Annotated in this window: 20 protein-coding genes; 3 read left to right on the top strand and 17 right to left on the bottom strand. The window is 62.3% G+C overall.

Going from position 1 to position 18321, the window contains the following annotated elements; translation table 11 throughout:
- Positions 1-10: 10 nt before the first annotated feature.
- Positions 11-355: a RidA family protein gene (locus tag K6M89_RS27805; protein WP_064841708.1), complete on the top strand. Its 345-nt coding sequence runs from the start codon at positions 11-13 to the stop codon at positions 353-355.
- A gap of 30 nt (positions 356-385) precedes the next feature.
- A complete protein-coding gene (locus K6M89_RS27810) occupies positions 386-1399 on the top strand; it encodes a succinylglutamate desuccinylase/aspartoacylase family protein (RefSeq protein WP_097580851.1) in 1014 nt (337 codons plus the stop codon).
- Here the strand turns inward: K6M89_RS27810 and K6M89_RS27815 are convergent.
- The 11 genes from K6M89_RS27815 to K6M89_RS27860 form a co-directional block, all read right to left on the bottom strand.
- Positions 1396-2580, bottom strand: coding sequence for a hypothetical protein (locus K6M89_RS27815; protein WP_222141694.1), 1185 nt, complete (start codon positions 2578-2580; stop codon positions 1396-1398). The genes K6M89_RS27810 and K6M89_RS27815 overlap by 4 nt on opposite strands.
- A gap of 275 nt (positions 2581-2855) precedes the next feature.
- Positions 2856-3809, bottom strand: a complete 954-nt coding sequence (locus K6M89_RS27820) for a TIM barrel protein (RefSeq protein ID WP_222141695.1) — start codon at positions 3807-3809, stop codon at positions 2856-2858.
- Positions 3810-4199 (bottom strand): putative quinol monooxygenase, encoded by a 390-nt coding sequence (locus K6M89_RS31790; protein ID WP_369010569.1) that lies wholly within the window; start codon positions 4197-4199, stop codon positions 3810-3812.
- Entirely contained in the window at positions 4099-5040 is a 942-nt protein-coding gene (locus K6M89_RS27825; RefSeq protein ID WP_097580845.1) for a sugar phosphate isomerase/epimerase family protein, read from the bottom strand. The genes K6M89_RS31790 and K6M89_RS27825 overlap by 101 nt, the downstream gene beginning before the upstream one ends.
- Before the next feature lie 80 nt (positions 5041-5120).
- Positions 5121-6293 carry a Gfo/Idh/MocA family protein gene (locus K6M89_RS27830; protein ID WP_222141696.1) on the bottom strand — a complete coding sequence of 391 codons (1173 nt, stop codon included), beginning with the start codon at positions 6291-6293 and terminating at the stop codon, positions 5121-5123.
- A gap of 31 nt (positions 6294-6324) precedes the next feature.
- Positions 6325-7350 carry a Gfo/Idh/MocA family oxidoreductase gene (locus tag K6M89_RS27835; RefSeq protein ID WP_222141697.1) on the bottom strand — a complete coding sequence of 342 codons (1026 nt, stop codon included), beginning with the start codon at positions 7348-7350 and terminating at the stop codon, positions 6325-6327.
- Positions 7347-8252, bottom strand: a complete 906-nt coding sequence (locus K6M89_RS27840; RefSeq protein WP_222141698.1) for a sugar phosphate isomerase/epimerase family protein — start codon at positions 8250-8252, stop codon at positions 7347-7349. The genes K6M89_RS27835 and K6M89_RS27840 overlap by 4 nt, the downstream gene beginning before the upstream one ends.
- A 105-nt stretch (positions 8253-8357) precedes the next feature.
- Positions 8358-9176: an ATP-binding cassette domain-containing protein gene (locus tag K6M89_RS27845; protein ID WP_222141699.1), complete on the bottom strand. Its 819-nt coding sequence runs from the start codon at positions 9174-9176 to the stop codon at positions 8358-8360.
- Between the two features lie 9 nt (positions 9177-9185).
- Positions 9186-10184 (bottom strand): ABC transporter permease, encoded by a 999-nt coding sequence (locus K6M89_RS27850; RefSeq protein ID WP_222141700.1) that lies wholly within the window; start codon positions 10182-10184, stop codon positions 9186-9188.
- A 10-nt stretch (positions 10185-10194) separates the two neighbouring features.
- Positions 10195-11241 carry an ABC transporter permease gene (locus K6M89_RS27855; protein ID WP_222141701.1) on the bottom strand — a complete coding sequence of 349 codons (1047 nt, stop codon included), beginning with the start codon at positions 11239-11241 and terminating at the stop codon, positions 10195-10197.
- Positions 11242-11348: 107 nt separating this feature from the next.
- Positions 11349-12323 (bottom strand): sugar ABC transporter substrate-binding protein, encoded by a 975-nt coding sequence (locus K6M89_RS27860; protein ID WP_222141702.1) that lies wholly within the window; start codon positions 12321-12323, stop codon positions 11349-11351.
- A 158-nt stretch (positions 12324-12481) separates the two neighbouring features.
- Between K6M89_RS27860 and K6M89_RS27865 the strand changes: the two genes are divergently transcribed.
- A complete protein-coding gene (locus K6M89_RS27865) occupies positions 12482-13516 on the top strand; it encodes a LacI family DNA-binding transcriptional regulator (protein WP_222141703.1) in 1035 nt (344 codons plus the stop codon).
- A gap of 74 nt (positions 13517-13590) precedes the next feature.
- On the opposite strand, the gene K6M89_RS27870 is transcribed toward K6M89_RS27865, so the two are convergent.
- The 6 genes from K6M89_RS27870 to K6M89_RS27895 all read right to left on the bottom strand — a co-directional run bounded on the left by K6M89_RS27870 (position 13591) and on the right by K6M89_RS27895 (position 18215).
- Positions 13591-14265, bottom strand: a complete 675-nt coding sequence (locus K6M89_RS27870; RefSeq protein WP_222141704.1) for a 4-carboxy-4-hydroxy-2-oxoadipate aldolase/oxaloacetate decarboxylase — start codon at positions 14263-14265, stop codon at positions 13591-13593.
- A gap of 91 nt (positions 14266-14356) precedes the next feature.
- Positions 14357-15193 (bottom strand): ABC transporter substrate-binding protein, encoded by an 837-nt coding sequence (locus K6M89_RS27875; RefSeq protein WP_222141705.1) that lies wholly within the window; start codon positions 15191-15193, stop codon positions 14357-14359.
- Between the two features lie 31 nt (positions 15194-15224).
- Complete coding sequence (locus tag K6M89_RS27880; protein ID WP_097606111.1) at positions 15225-15989, bottom strand: amino acid ABC transporter ATP-binding protein; 765 nt, start codon at positions 15987-15989, stop codon at positions 15225-15227.
- Entirely contained in the window at positions 15986-16741 is a 756-nt protein-coding gene (locus tag K6M89_RS27885; protein WP_222141706.1) for an amino acid ABC transporter permease, read from the bottom strand. Before K6M89_RS27885 ends, K6M89_RS27880 begins: the two co-directional genes overlap by 4 nt.
- Positions 16738-17445, bottom strand: coding sequence for an amino acid ABC transporter permease (locus K6M89_RS27890; protein ID WP_222141707.1), 708 nt, complete (start codon positions 17443-17445; stop codon positions 16738-16740). The genes K6M89_RS27885 and K6M89_RS27890 overlap by 4 nt, the downstream gene beginning before the upstream one ends.
- The gene (locus tag K6M89_RS27895) at positions 17442-18215 is read right to left on the bottom strand and encodes an SDR family oxidoreductase (RefSeq protein ID WP_222141708.1); all 774 of its coding nucleotides are present in this window, start codon (positions 18213-18215) and stop codon (positions 17442-17444) included. The genes K6M89_RS27890 and K6M89_RS27895 overlap by 4 nt, the downstream gene beginning before the upstream one ends.
- Positions 18216-18321 lie beyond the last annotated feature (106 nt).

An 18321-nucleotide genomic window follows, 5' to 3' on the forward strand; every position in this document is an offset into this window, starting at 1 on the left:
GAAAACCTGCATGATCCAGCGTTACCAGAAGGGTTCGCGTATGAGCCAAGCCGTCAGCTATGGCGGTCTCGTCTATATTGCCGGCCAGGTCGCGGAAAATCGCAAGGCTGATATCGAGGAGCAGACCCGCGATGTGCTCGGCAAGATCGACGCCCTTTTGCAGGAAGCCGGGACCGATCGCTCGCGTCTCCTCGCTGTCAACGTCTTCCTGCCGGCGATTACCGATTTCGAGGCGATGAACGGCGTTTATGACAGCTGGATCGACATCGAAAACCCACCGGCCCGCGCCTGCACCGAGGCCCGCCTTGCCGACCCGGACCTGCGCGTCGAAATGACCGCGGTCGCCGCCCTCTGATCGAGGGCAAGCGCCCGAACTGGAGACATCATGCATAGCGGTCTCGTCAATCCGATCGACTTTTCGCGCGAGGGCCGCCAGGCCGGTCATCTCGCCATTCCCTATTCGATCGACCGTTCGCCCTACTATCAGATCCGCATTCCGATCCTTCGCCTCAAAAGTGGCGAGGGGCCGTCTTTGCTGCTGATGGCCGGCAACCACGGCGATGAATATGAGGGCGAACTGCAGCTCGCCCGGCTGATGCGCCTGCTCGACGCCGCTGAAATCCGCGGCGCCATCACCATCCTGCCGATGGCGAACCTGCCGGCGGTGATGGCAGCCAAACGCTGCTCGCCCTTCGACGGCGGCAACCTCAACCGGGCCTTTCCCGGCGATCCCATGGGGCCGCCGACGGCGCGCCTGGCGCATTTCCTCGAACACGAACTCTTCCCGCGCCACGACGTCGTCTTCGATCTGCATTCAGGCGGCACGTCGATGGCGCACCTGCCCTGCACGCTGATCGAGCGGCAGGCCGACGCCACGCGCTTCGAGCGGTCGGTCTCGCTGATGCGGGCGATCGGCGCATCGCATGCCTTCATCGCCGACAATGGCCTGGCGGCGCCGACATCGATGGGGGCTGCGGCAAGGGCCGGCATCATCGGTCTTTCCGGCGAGTTCGGCGGCGGCGGAACCGTGACGCCCGCGACGATGGCCTTCACGGCGGCGGCGATCGACCGGCTGCTCGTGGCGCTCGGCATCGTCGGGCGTCCGGTCCTTTCTCGCACGCCGCTCGCCGAGCCGGGGTCGCTGCAGCTGCTGTCGCTCTCCCGGCACAGCCAGGGCATCTATGCCGACCGTAGAGGCTGGTTCGAGCCCGCCGCAGTCCTTGGCGCCACCGTTTCGGCCGGCGATCTGGCCGGATGGTATCACGATCTGGAACGCCTGGGGCAGTTGGAGGAAGAGCTGCGCTTTGCCGAGGACGGCATCGTCATTTCCCACCGGCTGCATTGCGACAGCCAGGCCGGCGATTGTCTGATCCAGGTCGCCGAACCGATTGCCGCTTAGCTGATCGCGGCGACCGCCGCCTTGACCCAGTCGAGACGCTTTGCCGGGATGAGGCCGTAATTGTAGAAGTTCACGCCGTCGGCGCCGGCATCGACGGCGGCCTTGGCGCGGGCCGCCAGGATCGCGGCTTCACCGACCTCGGGATAGAAGACGCGCAGGCCGACGCCGAGGAATTTTTCCGATCCAAGTGCCGCCCGACCGGTGCGGATGACATCGCCGATCGCATTCGGCTCCATGTCGTAGCAGCAGAGGATCGCCCCGTCGCAGAGCTTGCCGACGGCTGAGGGATCGACGCCGCCAAGCCAGCCGTCCTTCAGGTCGATCAGCACGATCCGGCTCGCCGGATCGGCCGCCGCCTTGATCTCGCCGATCAGGCTGGTCACCGGTTCGCTGCGCCAAGCGAGATAGGCATGAAGATCGGGGTGGTCGCCGAAGGCATCGATGCCGGCCGCCGGAAATTTCGGGAACTGCCGTTCCGGCACATCACGTTCGCAGAGTTCGGCGATGAAACGCGCAACCGTTCGGCGCGCGCCTTCGACCGGCACGCCGGCCCTTGCCGCGCGCGTCATGCAATGGTCGCAGAAGCAGAGCGACAGCAGGAAATCGTCTTCTGCATTCAGGCCGACGCCGTCCTTCTCATGATGGTATTCATGCGCGAAGCCCATGAAGTTCGGGCTTTCGAGTTCGACCATATCCGGCCGGTAGTTCATGGTGATATCGCGCACGAGGGTGACGGCATAGGCGCGCGCCGCCGGGCTGGAAGGGCAGAGATTGTAATAGTTGGCATTGCCGAAGGCGTTGCGCGTCACATGATCGGGATGCAGCATGCCGAGACGGCTATTGTGGAGGCAGACCGTCCAGCAGGAGACCTTGAGACCCGTCACGTCACGGTCCTGGGTCAGCGCCTCCAGCATGTCGCCGCGCTCGGTCACATTCCCCGCCATCAGCGGCCGGATCGCCTTGTCCTGCCACAGGCTTTCGTCCGGCCGGAAGTAGACCGTGCCGTCCTCGGGAAAATAGGCCTTTTGCCGCGGGCTGCGCGGCTGGAGGAAGCGGCCTGCATGATAGGAGGTCGCCATGCTGATCGTGTTGAGGCCTGCCCGGTTGCGAAACTCGGCGGCAATCCTATCGAGCCCTTGGTCCTGGATATCCCAGGGGTAAGTCCACATGGAAAGTTGCATGGCCCGCTCCGGTCAAATCTGTCCACTTCATAGAACATCTGTCCATAATAGTGTCCAGGCCGATCTTCGAGGGCCAGCCTTTTTCAATCGAACACGCGTTGATGGGCGGCATTCTCGTTGTAGCGTGCGCGCGCCCGTTCGAGCCGCTCCGGGCCTCCGACCGCAGGAACGGCAACGTCCCACCAATGGCCGCCTGCGTCGGTTCCGGGAACCGCATCGGTGAAGCGCGTTGGGCGGTCATAGGGAAAGATGCGGTGGGCGTGAGCGTTGACTCGTCACGCTGCGCTGGCCTTCCCTCCCCTGAAGCCCATGCGGTGCAGGAAGTCTCGGCTGGCCGCCAGATCATCGAGAATGCTGCCGGTGTTGCGGGGATCGCGTTCCTGTTCGACGGTGATGTAGCCGGCGTAGCCGAGCTCGGTCAGAAGGCTGCGAACCGCGGCATAGTCGATGGATCCACGTCCGATCGGACACATCACGCCTTTTGCGCAGGCATCGAAGAAGCGGATGCGTTCGCCCATGACCTCCTGAAAGAACTTGGCATCGATGTCCTTGAAGTGGATGTAATCGACACGATCCCAGTAGCGGCGCAGGGTCTCGACCGGATCCATGCCGGAATAGGCCATGTGACCTGTGTCGAGGCAAAGACCGGCCAGCTCGGCAGGGATATCGTTGACGATCCTCTCAAGTTCATCGGCGAACTCGATATAACCGCCGGCGTGCGGATGGATGGTTGCCCGGATGCCATACTTGTCGCGGGCAAGAGCAGCGATCGCACGGATATTGTCGATCATCCCACCCCAAGCCACGTCATCGAGGCGAGGCGCGCCGTCGGAATGTCCGGCCGCGTAGTCGCGCTCGTCGTGTCCCCAGTCCATGACGGTCAAGTAGGGAGCCGCGAAGCGCTGCCCCGGATGGGTCTTGGGCTTCGGAAGCTGCACGACCAATGCGCAGATCTCATCGGTCTGGCGCAGGAGATTGTCTCTGTTGCCGGGCGAAACGAGATCGTCAAAAATCGTGCCGGCGACGATCCTGAGATCCCGCTTGTTCAGCGCATCCGCGACGACATCGAGATCGAGCGGCAGGTAGCCGTATGGCCCGAGCTCCAGTCCGCCAAAGCCTGCGGCCTGCGCTTCATCCAGCACCTTTTGCCATCCGGGAAGATGTGGGTTTTTAACGTCGTCGACGCCCCAGCAGCACGGTGCGGTGGTTATGGTGATCGGATTGGCCATTCAGGTCCCGGTGTTGATGGTCTCAAAGGTCAAAGACCGGTGAAATTGTTCATGGAAGGCGATGAAGCGCTTCGTGTGATCCTGTTCCATGTGGGAGGCGTGGGCTGCCTCGTCCTTCCAAGTCTCCACAACGACCAGTCGGTCCGGGTCGTCCGTGCACGTGAAGAAATTGTAGGAGAGGCAACCGGGCCCTGCACGCGTCGCGGCCTGCACCTCAGGGGCGCGGGCGAGAATCTCGCTCCGCGTCCCGGGGTGAAGTTCAATCGCAATGATGAACTTGTACGGCGGCTCATCGGCTGATCGTCGCCTGTAGCGCGTCGATGGAGGACTGGATGCCGGCGTCGGTCGACATGGTGAAGTCTTCCATCTCGAGGCTGACCCAGCCGTTATAGCCGACCATCCGCACGACCGAGAAGAACTCCTTCCACCATTGCAGATCATGCCCTGCGCCGACGGCGACATAGTTCCAGGTGCGGTTGGCGACGTCGGTGACGTCCTTGAGTTCCAGCAGGCCATTGACGTCGGCGAGACCACGCTCGATGCGGGTGTCCTTGCCGTGGCAATGATGGATGGCGTTACCGAGCGCCCGGGCCGAAGCAATCGGATCGGCGCCCTTCCAGAAGAGATGGCTCGGATCGAGGTTCATGCCGACGGACGGCCCGACCTCGTTGCGCAGACGGAACAGGGTTTCCGGGTTCCAGACGAGCATCGCCGAGAAGTTTTCGAGCGCGTATTTCTCGACGCCGACTTCTCTCGCGAGCTTGACCAGATCGTGCCAGAGCGGGAAGGCGCGGTCTTCCCACTGGTAACGGTCACGTTCCGGCATCTCGTCGGGCCAGCTCTTGGTGTAGACGAGCCAGTTCGGCACGCTGTCGCCGGGGGCGGCTTCCGGAAGGCCGGACATGGTGACGATGGTCTTGACGCCGATTTCGCCGGCAAGACGGATCGTCTGTTCCATTTCCTTGCGGTGGCGCTTGCCCATGTCGCCGGGATCAAGCGGGTTTGCCGAGCAGTTCAGCGCCGCGATTTCAAGGCCACGCGCTTCGATTTCCCTAAGCTTGGTTTTCAGAAGCCCCTTGTCTTCAAGCAGTTCATCAGCGCGGAAATGCGGCGCGCGCGACCAGCCGCCGCCGGTCATTTCGATGCCCTCGACGCCGAGTTTGACGCATTTGTCGAGCATGTCGGTAAATGACAGGTTGCCCATCACGTCGGTGCAAATGGAGAGTTTCATCGTCTCGATCTTCCTTATGAAAAATGAGGGCGCGCACTGTGAGAGGGGTGGAGGAGATCCCGGCGCGCCCCCGGAGGGAGCTATTTGAAGTCGATCCAGGCGGCGCCCGCATCCGCCGAGCGGACGCAGTTTTCCAGCCAGCGCACGCCTTCGGTGCCGGCCTCGATGCCGGGATAATGGTGGCTCCTGAGGAAAGCTTCATCGCCGCGGCTCTTTGCGTCGATCGCCTGGGCGATCCAGAGGTAGATGTTCGCCCAGCTGTCGCCGAGACCCTCGGTGTGCAGCGCGCCCATGCGGTCGGCCGCGAGGCTTTCCTCTTCGAGGTAGGGCATGCCGTGGTGCAGGGTTCGGTTCGGCTCGCCCTGGACTTCGTAAATCAGCTGGTCAGGCTGGGCATCCGACCATTCGATGGAAGCCTTGGAGCCGACGAAACGGTAGCGCTGCGAACCCATGTTTCCGGCATTGACCGACGACACCCAGAGACGGCCGCGGGCGCCGTTGTCGTAATGCATGAGAACGGTCGCATGGTCTTCGAGCGGCGCGCGGGTCGGTATGAAGGCCTTGCGGTCGCAGAGCAGTTTTTCGATTTTCAGATGCGGCAGCACCACTTCGGAGAGATAATAGAGGTGGGTGCCGATATCGCCGAGAACGAAGGTCGGGCCCGCTGTCTTCGGATTGGTGCGCCATTTCACCGCCTCGCCGGCGCCGACATCGTCGCCCGAATTGAAGCCGTGGGTATATTGCATGTCGACGATGCGGATCTCGCCGAGCATGCCCTTTTTGATCATTGCCGCCATCTGATGGACCAGCGGATGGCCGGTGAAACCATAGGTGACGCCGACGATCAGGCCCTTCTCTTCGGCGAGCTTGGCGATCTCGTCGCATTCGGCGACGGTGAAGAACAGCGGCTTTTCGCAGATCACGTGCAGCCCGGCTTCCAGGCACGCCTTGGTGATCTCGTAATGAGTGAAATTAGGCGTGGCGATCGAGACGACTTCAACGCCGTCCTCGCGCGCGGCCTCCCCGGCGATCAGTTGCTTGTAGTCGCCGTAGCATCTGTCGGCGGCGACGCCGATCTTCGTGCCGAAGTCGCGTCCGCGCTCGGCCTCGAGGTCGAAGGCGCCGCAGACGAGCCGGTAGGTGCCGTCCCGCTGGGCGCCGGTTCTGTGCTTGTAGCCCACCTGCCCGGTGCGGCCGCCGCCGACCATGCCCCAGCGCAAGGGGCGCTCGATGGATCTTTCTCCGTTGATCATCTGATCATTGCTCCTGAAGTGGCCTGCTGCGTCATTCCGCCGCCATGGCGGTCGGTGGTGCGTAAAGCTTGGGTTTCGGTGTCATGTTGACGGGTTCGAGGCCGCCGCTGGTCACTGCTCTGAGAGCGGCATCGGCCACCAGCGTGGCCGCGTAACCATCCCAGGTGGAAGGACCGCCGGCCGTTCCCTTGGAGGCATCGACGATCCATTCGCGGAATTCCTGGTCGTAAGCTTCGATGAAGCGCTCGCGCCAATCCTCGGGGATCGCCTGGCGAATGCCGCTCGAATCCGAGATCACGGTCGCCGGGCGGTTCGGCAGCGCGGCGACGCCCGCCTCGCAGCTGATCTCGCCGCGGATGTCATAGCCATAGGCGATGTTTACCGAAATCTCGACGTCGACAAGCGCACCCGAGGCCATGTGCAGGAGGACGAAAACCGGGTCGCGCAATTCCTCGCCGCGCGAGGAGCGGCGCGGCACACGCACCTCCACGCCGGTGACTTCATCCGACAGGAGCCAGCGGGAGATATCGGCGTCATGGACCAGCGTGTCGTTCAGCGGCATCTCGGAGGTGTAGAGCCCTTCGGGAACCGAGGCATTGCGATGTACGGAATGAAACATCAGCGGTGCGCCCAGTTTGCCGCCGTCGATGACCGCTTTCAGGCGGCGATAATCGGCATCGAAACGGCGCATGAAACCCACCTGGACGAGCCGCCTGCCGAAGGCCACTTCCGCCTCCATCACGCGGAGCGCGGCTGCCTCGGAGGTCACCAGCGGCTTTTCGCAGAACACCGGCTTGCCGGCGGCAATGCAGGCGAGCAGCTGCTCCTCATGCGCCGGCCCCCAGGAAGAGATGATCACGGCCTGGACTTTTTCCGAAGAGATAAGTGCCGAAGGGGTGGCGAACACCTCCGCCCCCGCAGGGGCGGCAGCGGCGGCACGGGCCTGGTCGATGTCGGTGACGCCGACGATTTCGACACCGGAAACGACGTTCGTCAGGCGGCGGATATGATCCTGACCGATCATCCCCGTGCCGATGACACCAACCTGAAGGGTCATTTCGCCCCCCAGTGCTTATCGATGTAACGCTGCATTTCCGCGCGCATGAAGGTGCCGCTCTGATCTGCCTTGTCCTCCCAGGCGAAGACGCAGGCGGTCATGATGCCGTCGAAGCCGATCTCGGCGAGCGTGCCGAAGAACTCGTCCCACGGAACCTCGCCCTGACCGATATTGAGGTGCTGGTGCACCCGGGCATTGGTGCCGGGCGGGTTGAGGATATAACGAAGGCCGGATGAGGCCTTGTGGTTGAAGGTGTCGCCGACATGGACATGTGCCAGCACGTCCTTGGCCTCACGCAGCATCGCCTTGGTGTCGTCGCCGAAATAGAAGGTGTGCGGGGCGCAATAGAGGAACTTGACGCTCTTCGAATTGACCGTGCGGATGATGTCGAGCGCCGGCTGCAGCGTTTCGCACCAGTCTTCCGGATGCGGTTCGACATTGAGCTGGATGCCCTCGCGCTCGAAGATCGGCACCAGTTCCTCCATCGAGCGCCACCAGGCATCTTCGCAGGCCTCGATCATCGAGCCGGTGTGGCAGCAATAGCAGGACCCCTTGTCGGGATGCGGGCCGCGGCCGAACTCGGAATTCATCGTGTCGACTTCCAGCTCGACCGCGATCTCGATGGCGCGTTTCCAGTGCTTGACGGCGGCCTTGCGTTCGGTCTCATCATTGGACGCCCAGCGGTACATCGGCAGCAGCGAGGCGATCCCGACATCCGCCTCCTTCAGCGAGCGCTTCAATGATTTGATCCGCTCGGGAAAGACGCGCGGCGCCTTGAACCATTCGAGGAAATCTCCGCGTGGCGAGAGCTCGATCCAGTCGTAGCCGAGTTCCTTGACCTTCCCCGGCAACGCCTCGAGTGAGAGATGCCGATGCATGAACGGGTCGATTGCGATCTTCATTTTGACCTCCGGATTCCAGGCATGATTTTCCTTCCCCGGCGGCGACCTGTTTGTCGCTGCCGGACACTGTGTGTTTGGGGCGTGTCGTTTGGGTGCCGTCAGCGGTTACTCAGCCGGCGGTGAATGGCTCTCATGGCTTGCAATGTAAGTATCGATCTGGGCTTCGAGATCCGCCATGGTTTCCCCGCCGGCCATCAGGTCGGTAATCTCCTCGCGGGTCTTCTCGCCCCGACGGAAATCGGCGGCGATCGCGCCGCGGATGAGAACGGCGAAGTGGTCACCCACCGCCATCGCATGCATGACCTGGTGGGTGATGAAGATCACCGCCAGACCCCGCCGCTTGGCTTCGTTGACGATCCGCAGCACATGCGCTGCCTGCTTCACGCCGAGAGCGGCCGTCGGTTCGTCAAGGATCAGCACGCGCGCGCCGAAATGCACGGCCCGGGCAATGGCGAGCGACTGACGTTCGCCGCCCGAAAGCCCGCCGACAAGGCGGTCGCCATCATCAATCCGGGTGATGCCGAAATCCTGCACGGCTTTCACGGCAATCTCATTGGCCTTCCTGCGGTCATAGACCTTGAAAGGACCCCGCCCTTGGTCGGCTCGACGCCGACGAAGAAGGAGCGGCCGATCGACATCAGCGGAAATGTGCCGCCGAATTGATGTACTGCCGAGATGCCTTTTTCCTGCGCATCGCGGTCCGCTGAATTCGACCGGATGGCCATCCATCAGAATGGCGCCGCGCGTCGGCTTGTGGACACCCGCAAGCGTCTTGATCAGTGTCGATTTGCCGGCGCCGTTATCACCGAGCAGGCAGAGCACCTCGCCCGCACGGACCTTGAGCGAGATGTCGTGCAGCACGTCGATCGGGCCGAAGCTCTTGTCGACATTCTGGAGTTCAAGGATCGGAATATTGTCGGACATGGTTGACGCTCACTTCTTTTTCTTCGGCACGAAGCTTAACGCCATCTGCCGGAACGTGTTGTTCATTAGAACGGCGGCCATCAGCATCACCCCGATAATCAGGTTGGACCAATTGCGGTCGATATAGGTGAAGTAGATGCCCTGGCTGACGACGGCGAAGGTCAGCGCGCCGAGAAAGATCCCGGCGACCGAACCGAAGCCGCCCGTGAGCAGCACGCCGCCCACCACGATCGAGACGATCGTATTGAAGATGTAGTTCATGCCGCCCGAGACCTGCGCGGAATTGAACAGGATGGCGCCGCACATTCCGACGAAAGAGGCGGCCGTGCTCGAGAGAACGAAGAGAACGATCCGCAGCCGGTCGGTCGGAATGCCGGCATTGCGCGCGCTGACCTCGTCTCCGCCCATGGCGACGATCCAGTTGCCGTAACGCGTCGCGTGCAGCACGAAACCAAAGACCAAAGTCAGCGCCAGCCACCACAGGATGATCACCTGGAATTTGCCTTGGATGAGATCGCCGAACACCGCCTTGGCCCAGCCCGGCGCATTGAGCGGAACCGAAGCGGCCCCGGTCAGGATGACGGATCCCGCAAGTACAAGCCCCTGCACGGCAACCAGCGTGCCGAGGGTGATGATCAGCGAAGGCACGCTGGTGCGCACCGCCAGCAAACCGTTGACCAGCCCGACGACAAGGCCGATGGCGAGCACGCCGAGCATGCCGACGACGATCGGCAGCTCGTAATAGCCCGAGAGGATGGCGATCGTCATCGAGCCCGCCGGGATCATCGCGCCGATCGAGATATCGAGCTCGCCAGCAATCATCAGAAGGCCGACAGGCAGGGCGACGATGCCGAGATTGGCGGCGAAATTGACCCAGCTTGCCGCGCCGAAGAGCGCGCCGAGGCTGACGCCGCCGAAGGCGACATAGAAAGCGATTACTGCCACGAAGCTCAACACGGCGCCGAATTCCGGGCGGCGTACAAACTGTCCAATGGAAAAGCCGGTCATCTCTTCGCCCTCACTTCTTCTTTTTCGCCGCATAGGACATCGCCATCAGCCGGAACTTGTCGTTCATCATCACGGCGAGCAGCAGGAGCGCGCCGATGATGACGCTGCCGAGGTTCGGGTCTATGCCGGTGAAATAGATGCCCTGATTGACGATCGCGAAGGTGAGCGTGCCGAAGACGATGCCCACCACCGATCCGGCGCCTCCGGTCAGAAGCACGCCGCCGATGACCACGCACATGATCGAATTGAAGATGAAGGATTGCCCGCCGAGCACCTGCGCGCTTTGGTAGACAAGCACCTGGCTGACGCCGACGAAGGCGGCGGAAAAGCCCGACAGCATATAGAGGGCGATGGTGAGCTTTTCCGTCGGAATGCCGGCGTTGCGCGCCGAGACCTTGTCGCCGCCGAGAGCGAAGATCCAGTTGCCCACGGGCGAGATATGCAGCAGGCAGAAGAACGCCGCCGCAAACAGGATCCACCAGAAGATCGTCACCTGGAACATGCCGCCGATGAAATCGCCGAGGATCGCTTTGACGGCCGGGCTTGGCACCAGCGATACGCCGGTGCTGCCGGCGATCAGCACGGTGAAGCCCAGCGTCAGCCCCATGACGGCGAACATCGAACCGATGGTGACGATCAAGGACGGGATACGGGTGCGGTTGACGAGGTAACCGTTGAAAAAGCCGACGAGGAGCCCGACGCTGAGGCCGGCGGAAATCCCGACGATTTCGGGAAGGCCGTAATGGCCTGATATGATCGCCACCGTCAGTGATGATGCCGGGATCACCGCGCCGATCGACAGGTCCATTTCGCCTGCGATCATCAGGAGCCCGATCGGCAGCGCGACGATGCCGATCTCGGCGGCGACGTTGAGCCAGCTCGCATAGCCCGCAGCGGACAGGAAGACCTTGCCGCCCAGCAGGGCGAAGAAGACGAACACCGCAATCAAGCCCAGCAGCGACCCCGCTTCAGGGCGCCGGGAAAGCTGACCGATGGTCGCTTTGGCATGGCCGCCCGAAGGAACCGACGGGGCGAGGACATCGTTTCTCGCGTTCATTTGACACCACCAATAAAGCCGCATGACCGATAACGGCCGGCGCTTCTGAAAGAATGGAAGCCGCCCGCGTGAGGGGCAGGCAGCTTCACCACGTCCGGCCGATCCCCCTAGCGGGCGCCGGCCTTCACGCCTGCCAAGGTGGCGTCGACGTTCGAAGCGTCGATGACGCCGGGGCCGGTCAGGATCTCCCGGGTTGGGACGGTGAGCCCGTAATTAACGTTGCCGTTCAGGATCGAGACGGCCAGATAGCCCTGCAGGTAACCCTGCTGGTCGATCGCGCAAAGCTGGCTGCCGCTCTTGATGTTGTTCAGAACCGTTTCATCCATGTTCATGCCGCAGACCTTCACCTGTCCCGCTTTGCCGGCCTGTGTCACGCCGTTGACTGCGGAGTTCGTATCGACGTTGCCGATCGCGAAGACGGCCTTGATCTCCGGATGCTGCAGCAGATGCGCCTTGAGCGCCTGCGCCACGGCGGTGGCCGAACCGAATGACGTCGCCGGCAGCGGCAGCGCCGAACCGACGCCGCCACCTTCCGTCACGCCATCGGTCATGCCTTTGCAGAAGGCTTCGATGTTTGCCGCACCCGGCAGCGTGTTGAGGCAGACGGCGTTCTTCAGGTCGTGCTTGGCGAAGTAGCTGCCCGCGGCCTTGCCGGAGAGATAGTCGTTGGAGCCGACATAGTTCATGGCACCGAGGCGATCGGCGGCTTCGATGCCGCCGGCATTATAGATGACCAGCGGAATTTTCTTGTCGACGACCGCTTTGAAGGCTGGATCCATGGCTTCCGGCACCCAGTCCGGACCGACGATCGCATCGGCGCCCTGGTCGATGGCCTGACGGATCAGTTCGGCCGCATCGACGCCGAGATTGTCGTAATTCTGAGGCCCGAGCCAGACGACCTTGCCGCCCTGTGCCTCAACGACCTTGCCGGCATCCTCGGCGCCGCGCTTGACGATCGACCAGAACGGATCGTCCGGTTTGCCGCCGACGACGAAGATGTTGGCGGCCATAACGGCCGTGGCAGTGCAGGTCATGATCGCGACAGCCGACACGGTTGCCGCAAGGCGGCGAAATTTAGTCATCTCAATCTCCTCCTTGGCCCGCCTCCCTGGCGGACCGTGAAGAGAAACATATCACCGCTTGAAATTCTCGAAATATGAAATCATACTAAACATGCATAAAGTATCACGGCGTATCACTCATAATGATACGATCGTTCTGGCGAGGGAGAGGAATAATCATGCGGCGGCCGACCATCTCCGACCTTGCCAAGGAGGCCGATGTCTCAATTGCGACCGTCAATCGGATTCTGGCCGGTACTGCCTCCGTCAAAGGCACGACCGTGCAGCGCGTCCAGGCGGCCGCGGAGCGGATCGGCTTTTACGGCGCCGGCGCAATCGAGGACCGGCTGCGCAAGACGGTGCCGAAATACCGGCTTGGCTTTCTGCTGCAGCAATCCAGCCGTGAGCTCTACCAGCTCTTCGGCAAGAAGATCGTCGAGGCATGCCGCGCCAGGCGCGATGAGGTCATCGATCCCCTGGTCGACTTTGTGGATCTGCTGACGCCGGAAAATATTGCCGGCCGACTCAAGGCGCTCGGTGCAAATTGCGACGCCGTTGCCGTCGTCGCCGCCGATCATCCGGTGATCGCCCAGGCCATCCGCGAGCTGCACGAGAAGGGCAAGCCGGTCATCGCCTATATTACCGACCAATCCGCCCGCGAGCGGGCCGCTTATGTCGGGGCCGACAATTGGAAAATGGGGCGAACGGCGGCATGGCTGATCTCGAACATGAGCCATGGGCCGGGGCGCATTGCCGTCTTCATCGGCAACCATCGTTACCAATGTCAGGACGTCTCCGATGCAAGCTTCCGCTCCTATATGCGCGAACACGCGCCGCATCTGACCATCGAGGACAGCCGCCCCACGCATGAGGAACCGAACGAGGCCTATCGGATGGTCAAGGAACTCTTGGCGACGACGGATGACCTCACCGGCATTCTGATTGTCGGCGGCGGCATTTCCGGGGTCTTGCGGGCGCTGAGGGAAGTGCCGCAGGAGCGGCGCCGAAGCATCCGCCTCGTCTGCCGGGACATTGGCCCGGAGACGCGAAAAGGCCTGTCAGAGGGGATGATTACCGCCGCCCTCTGTCATCCGCTGGAGCAGACTTCCGCGGCTCTGGTCGAGACGATGATCGAGACGATCACGCAGGGTGCGTCGGGTGCCACGATTCAGCGGACCATTACCTTTGAAATCGTGACGCCTGAGAATATCTGAGATACTCCAGTCGCGGGCGTTCGCGCAGCTGGAAAGCCGGCCCAGGCTTATCAAGAGCCGATCCGTGCGGCGTCTCAAATATCGACTACCAGGCCCTTGGCTTTCAGCACCGGCGCCAGATTGCTGACCTCGATGACCGACTTCCCCCCCTTGTAGGCGGCGATATAGCCGGCTTCGGCATCTTCGCGGGCCTGCGAAAGCCTCGCTGCTTCTTGCGCTTCCTGCCTGGGCACGACCACCAGGCCGTCGGCATCGCCGACGATGATGTCGCCGGGATTGATGGTTTCGCCGCCGACGATGATCGGGTCGTTCACTGTCGCAATAGTTTCCTTCACCGTGCCCTTGATGCAGACGCTGAGCGAGAAGACGGGGAAGCCGAGCTCTCTAAGCTGCAGCGTGTCGCGCACGCCGGTGTCGGTGACGAGGCCGCCGATGCCTTTGGCAAGGCAGGCATTGGCGAGCACATCGCCGAAGGATCCTGCTTCCTCGTACTCGCCAGCCGAGACGACGATGATATCGCCGGGCTTGGCATAGTTGATAGCGAGCTGCAGCATGATATTGTCGCGCGGCGCGCATTTGACCGTAAAGGCCGGGCCGCACAGTTTCATGCGGTAATCGACGGGCTTGAGGCGGGAGGACAGCGCGCCGCGGCGGCCCTGGGCTTCGTGGATCGTCGCCGGCGAAAATTTGGAAACGGCGTCGATATCGGCTTTGGCGGGCCGTTCGGCGATATCTTTAATATGGATCATGGATGGCTCCGATCGTTGGTCGACGGCGGCGTTCCCCGCCGTCTGATTTCGTTTGGAAATCGTCAATGGATGACGTTGAGGCCGGTTGGCCTCATGGGATCGGGTCGAATTTCAGCTCGGAGAGCGGCACGACCTTGTCGGTGCGGGTCATCTTGTATTCGGTATTCGGGCCGAGCCACTTGTCCCAGATCTTGTTGATCTCGCCTGATGCGTCGAGCTTGTGCAGGATTTCGTTGATCTTTGCCGTCAGCTTCGGCTGATCCTTGGCCATGCCGATGCCGATTGGCTGGTAGAGCATCGGCTCCTCGATCATCCGCATTTCCTTGCCCTTGCTCTTCGATTCATTGACGAACTTGGTCGTCGTCATGGTGTTGGCGACCATGCCGCGCGCCTTGCCCTGCTGGACGGCGAGATAGGCAGATGCGGTATCCTGGAATGTCAGCGGCTCGGATTTGTTGAGCTTGATCGACATTTCCGAGGTCGAGCCCTTGGTCGAGGCGATGCGCTGGCCGGCGTAATCCGCCTTCTTCTTGCCGGCATCGTCGGCCGGCACGATCAGCATTTCCTTGGCGAGATAATAGGGATCGCTGAACTGGATCTGCTCGGCGCGGCTCAGCGTATAGGCAAGGTTGGCCACGGTGATGTCGACGCGGCCAAGCTTGACCTCGGGTACCCGCGCCTCGACCGAAACCGGCTTGATCTCAGCCTTGACGCCCAATTCCTTGGCGATGGCGCCGCAGAGATCGACGTCGAAACCGGCCATCTCACGGGTCTTCGGATCGGGCGAGGCGAAAGGGGGAACGTCGGCGAACGTCGCGCAGCGCAGCGTTTTTGCCGACATGATATTGTCGAGCTGATCGGCTTTGGCGGGCACAGCGGCTGCCATGCCGGCAAATGCGACGGTGAGGCTTAGGTATTTCCAGTTCATTGCTGTTCTCCTTTGTTTTTGGTGGTTGGTATCAGTGCCTGAGATCAGCGAGGAAACGCTGAGCCCGGGGATGGCGCGGATTGCTGAAGAATTCCTTTGGGGTGGCCGTTTCGATGATCTGGCCGGCATCGATGAACCAGATCCGATCGGCGACGTCGCGCGCGAAACCCATTTCATGGGTGACGCAGAGCATGGTCATGCCTTCGGACGCCAGGCTCTTCATGACGGCGAGCACTTCGCCGACCATTTCGGGATCGAGCGCGCTCGTCGGTTCGTCGAACAGCATCACCGGCGGTTCCATGGCAAGGGCGCGGGCGATCGCTACCCGCTGCTGCTGGCCGCCCGACAGCTGCCCGGGATAGGCGCGGGCCTTGTCGGCGAGGCCGACCCGATCGAGGAGCTTGAGAGCCTTTTCATGCGCGACCTCGGGCGCCACGCCCTTCACCCGGATAGGCGACATCGAGACGTTTTCGGCGACCGAGAGATGCGGAAACAGGTTGAAATTCTGGAATACGAAGCCGATCCGGCTGCGCATCGCGTTGAGTTCCTTCGCCCGCATGGCGGCATGAATGTTCTGCCCGTCGAGCGTGATCGATCCGCTGTTGATCTCCTCGAGCCGATTGATCGTGCGGATCAGCGTCGATTTTCCCGAACCGGACGGTCCGCAAATGACCACGACCTCGCCGCGTGCCACCTGCGCATCGATATCCTTGAGGACCGGATAGTCGCCGTAGCTCTTGCAGACCTGGGAAAGCCGGATCGTCTGCGATTCCTGCGTTGAAACGGACATCGTCATAGCTGCTCCGATACGATTTTCGACGGTGTGACCACGGCAGCGGCGGGCACGAGAAGTCCCGCACGCCGCCGGGTGATGCGCCGCTCGAGGCGATTGGCGAAGTAGGTGAGCGTCCAGCAGATGATGAAGTAGACGATCGCCAGGATGAGGAAGACCTGGAAGGGCTGCGTCAGCAGCTGGTTGTTGACCTGGCTTGCCGCGAAGGTCAGATCAGGCACGTTGATGACATAACCGAGCGTCGTGTCCTTGATCGTCGAGACGAAGGTGGAGATGATGCTCGGGATCATGTTGTAGAGCGCCTGCGGCAGGATGATGAAGCGCATCGCGCCCATATAGCCGTGGCCGAGCGCCCGCGCCGCATCCATCTGGCCCGGCCCGAGCGCGACGATGCCGGCGCGGACGACTTCGCTGAGGAAGGCGCTCTGATAGACCACGAGCGTCGTCAGCATGGTGACGAAGCTCGGCACGTCGGCGCCGGTCAGCAGCGGAACCAGGAAATAGCTCCACAGGATGAGCATCAACAGCGGCACGCCCCTGGTGAAATAGACGAGCGCCGTGACCGGCCAGCGCAAGAGCCGCGACTTGGAAAGACGCGCTAAGGCGAAGAGGATACTGGCCGGAAAAGCGAGGGTGATGCTGAGCGCCGAAAGGATCAACGTGTTGGCGAGCCCGCCGAGCGGTCCGTTCGGATATTGGCCGATCAAGAGCAGCAGCCAGTAGTCTCGGACGATGGCGATCATGTCCTGGATCATGCGCGCGCACTCCTGGCAGGATCCGCGCGCATCGACAGATAGGCGCCGACGCTCATGATGATCAGCGAGAAGAAGAGGTAGAGAACCGTGCCGATCAGGTAGATCTCGAAGGTGCGGAAGCTGAGGTTTTCGATTTCCTTGACGGCATGCGTCAGTTCCGAGGCGCCGATGACGACGGCGAGACTGCTGTTCTTGAACAGGGAAACGCTGTGATTGACGAGCGGCGGCAGCGCGTTGCGCACGCCCTGCGGCATGATGACGAAACGCATCGCCGAGACATAACCATGGCCGAGCGCACGGGCGGCCTGCATCTGGCCGTCGCTGACCGAACGCACGCCGGAGCGAAGATCTTCGCTGAAATAGGCTGCCTGGCAGAGCCCGAGCCCGATCACCGCGAAGATCGCCTCGGCATTATGGCTTGCGAGCCATGTCGCCACCCCGTTCGGCATCAGGGTGAAAATCCCGAAATACCACAGCATCAGTTGCACCAGGGTGGGGACGTTGCGGTGGTAGGATACGTAAGCGGCGACCAACGGATCGCCGAAGCGGAAGGGCGACAGGCGCACGCCGAGCAGCAGCAGGGCGAGTGCCATCGCCAGCAACCAGGAGCCGGCATAGATGATGAAGGTCATCTGGATGCCATGCAGCAGCATGGCGGCATAGTCGGGATTTCCGAGGATTGCCGAAAGGTCGAAACCGTTCACGGGCCCGGCTCCCCGGACGGATCCGTCTTCGGCTGCGGCTTCGCCGTCTGCAGGCCGCCCATGACCTGCAGCGTCGGCGTGATCTCCATATGTCCGATGTTGACGGCGACGGGAGCTGCTATGGCGAAGGCGATCGCGTCGGCGATATCGGCCGCCTGCGGCAGTTCGAAACCATCGATGAACCGTTCCCGGATGCTGGGGTCATCGCCGTGGACGTGGTTGAAAATATCGGTGGCGACCCGGCCGGGGCAGATTTCGGTCACCCGCACCCGCTTGCCGAAAGCGTCGATGCGCAGCTGGTTGGACAGCATGCTCACGCCGGCCTTGGTGGCGTGATAGGAGGAGTTGCCGCCGAAATTATAGGCGCCGGCGATCGACGAGATGTTGATGACGTGGCCGCGGTCCCGCGCCACCATGCCCGGCACGACGAGGCGGCAGAGGTGCAGAACCGCCCTGAGATTGACGTCGACGAGAAGGTCGATATCGCCCTCGTCGGCTTCCAGGAACTTCTTCGGCCGGTCGACGCCGGCATTGTTGACGAGAATGTCGAACTCCACGCGGCCCGCGAGCTCGGCGATTGCCGGGCGGTCGGTCACATCGATGACATGAGCAATGCAGCCCGTACGCTCGGCCAGCTGCTGCAGCGCTTGGGCACTGCGGGCAACGGCGTGGACTTCGATGTTCTCCCGGCGAAGCCGCTCAACCACGGCTGCGCCGATCCCGGAGGATGCGCCGGTCACCAGTGCGGTCTTGTAATCGGAGAATGGCATTGTCGTTCCCTTGTGGTTGATTAAGACAGTAGCGAAGCTTTAACCCCTTGCCTAAGACCGATTATCTCTGGAGCAATAAGCAACGGTTATGGAGCGGCGCGGCCTG

The sequence above is a fragment of the Rhizobium croatiense genome (assembly GCF_019793465.1).
In the GTDB taxonomy this organism is placed as follows: domain Bacteria; phylum Pseudomonadota; class Alphaproteobacteria; order Rhizobiales; family Rhizobiaceae; genus Rhizobium; species Rhizobium croatiense.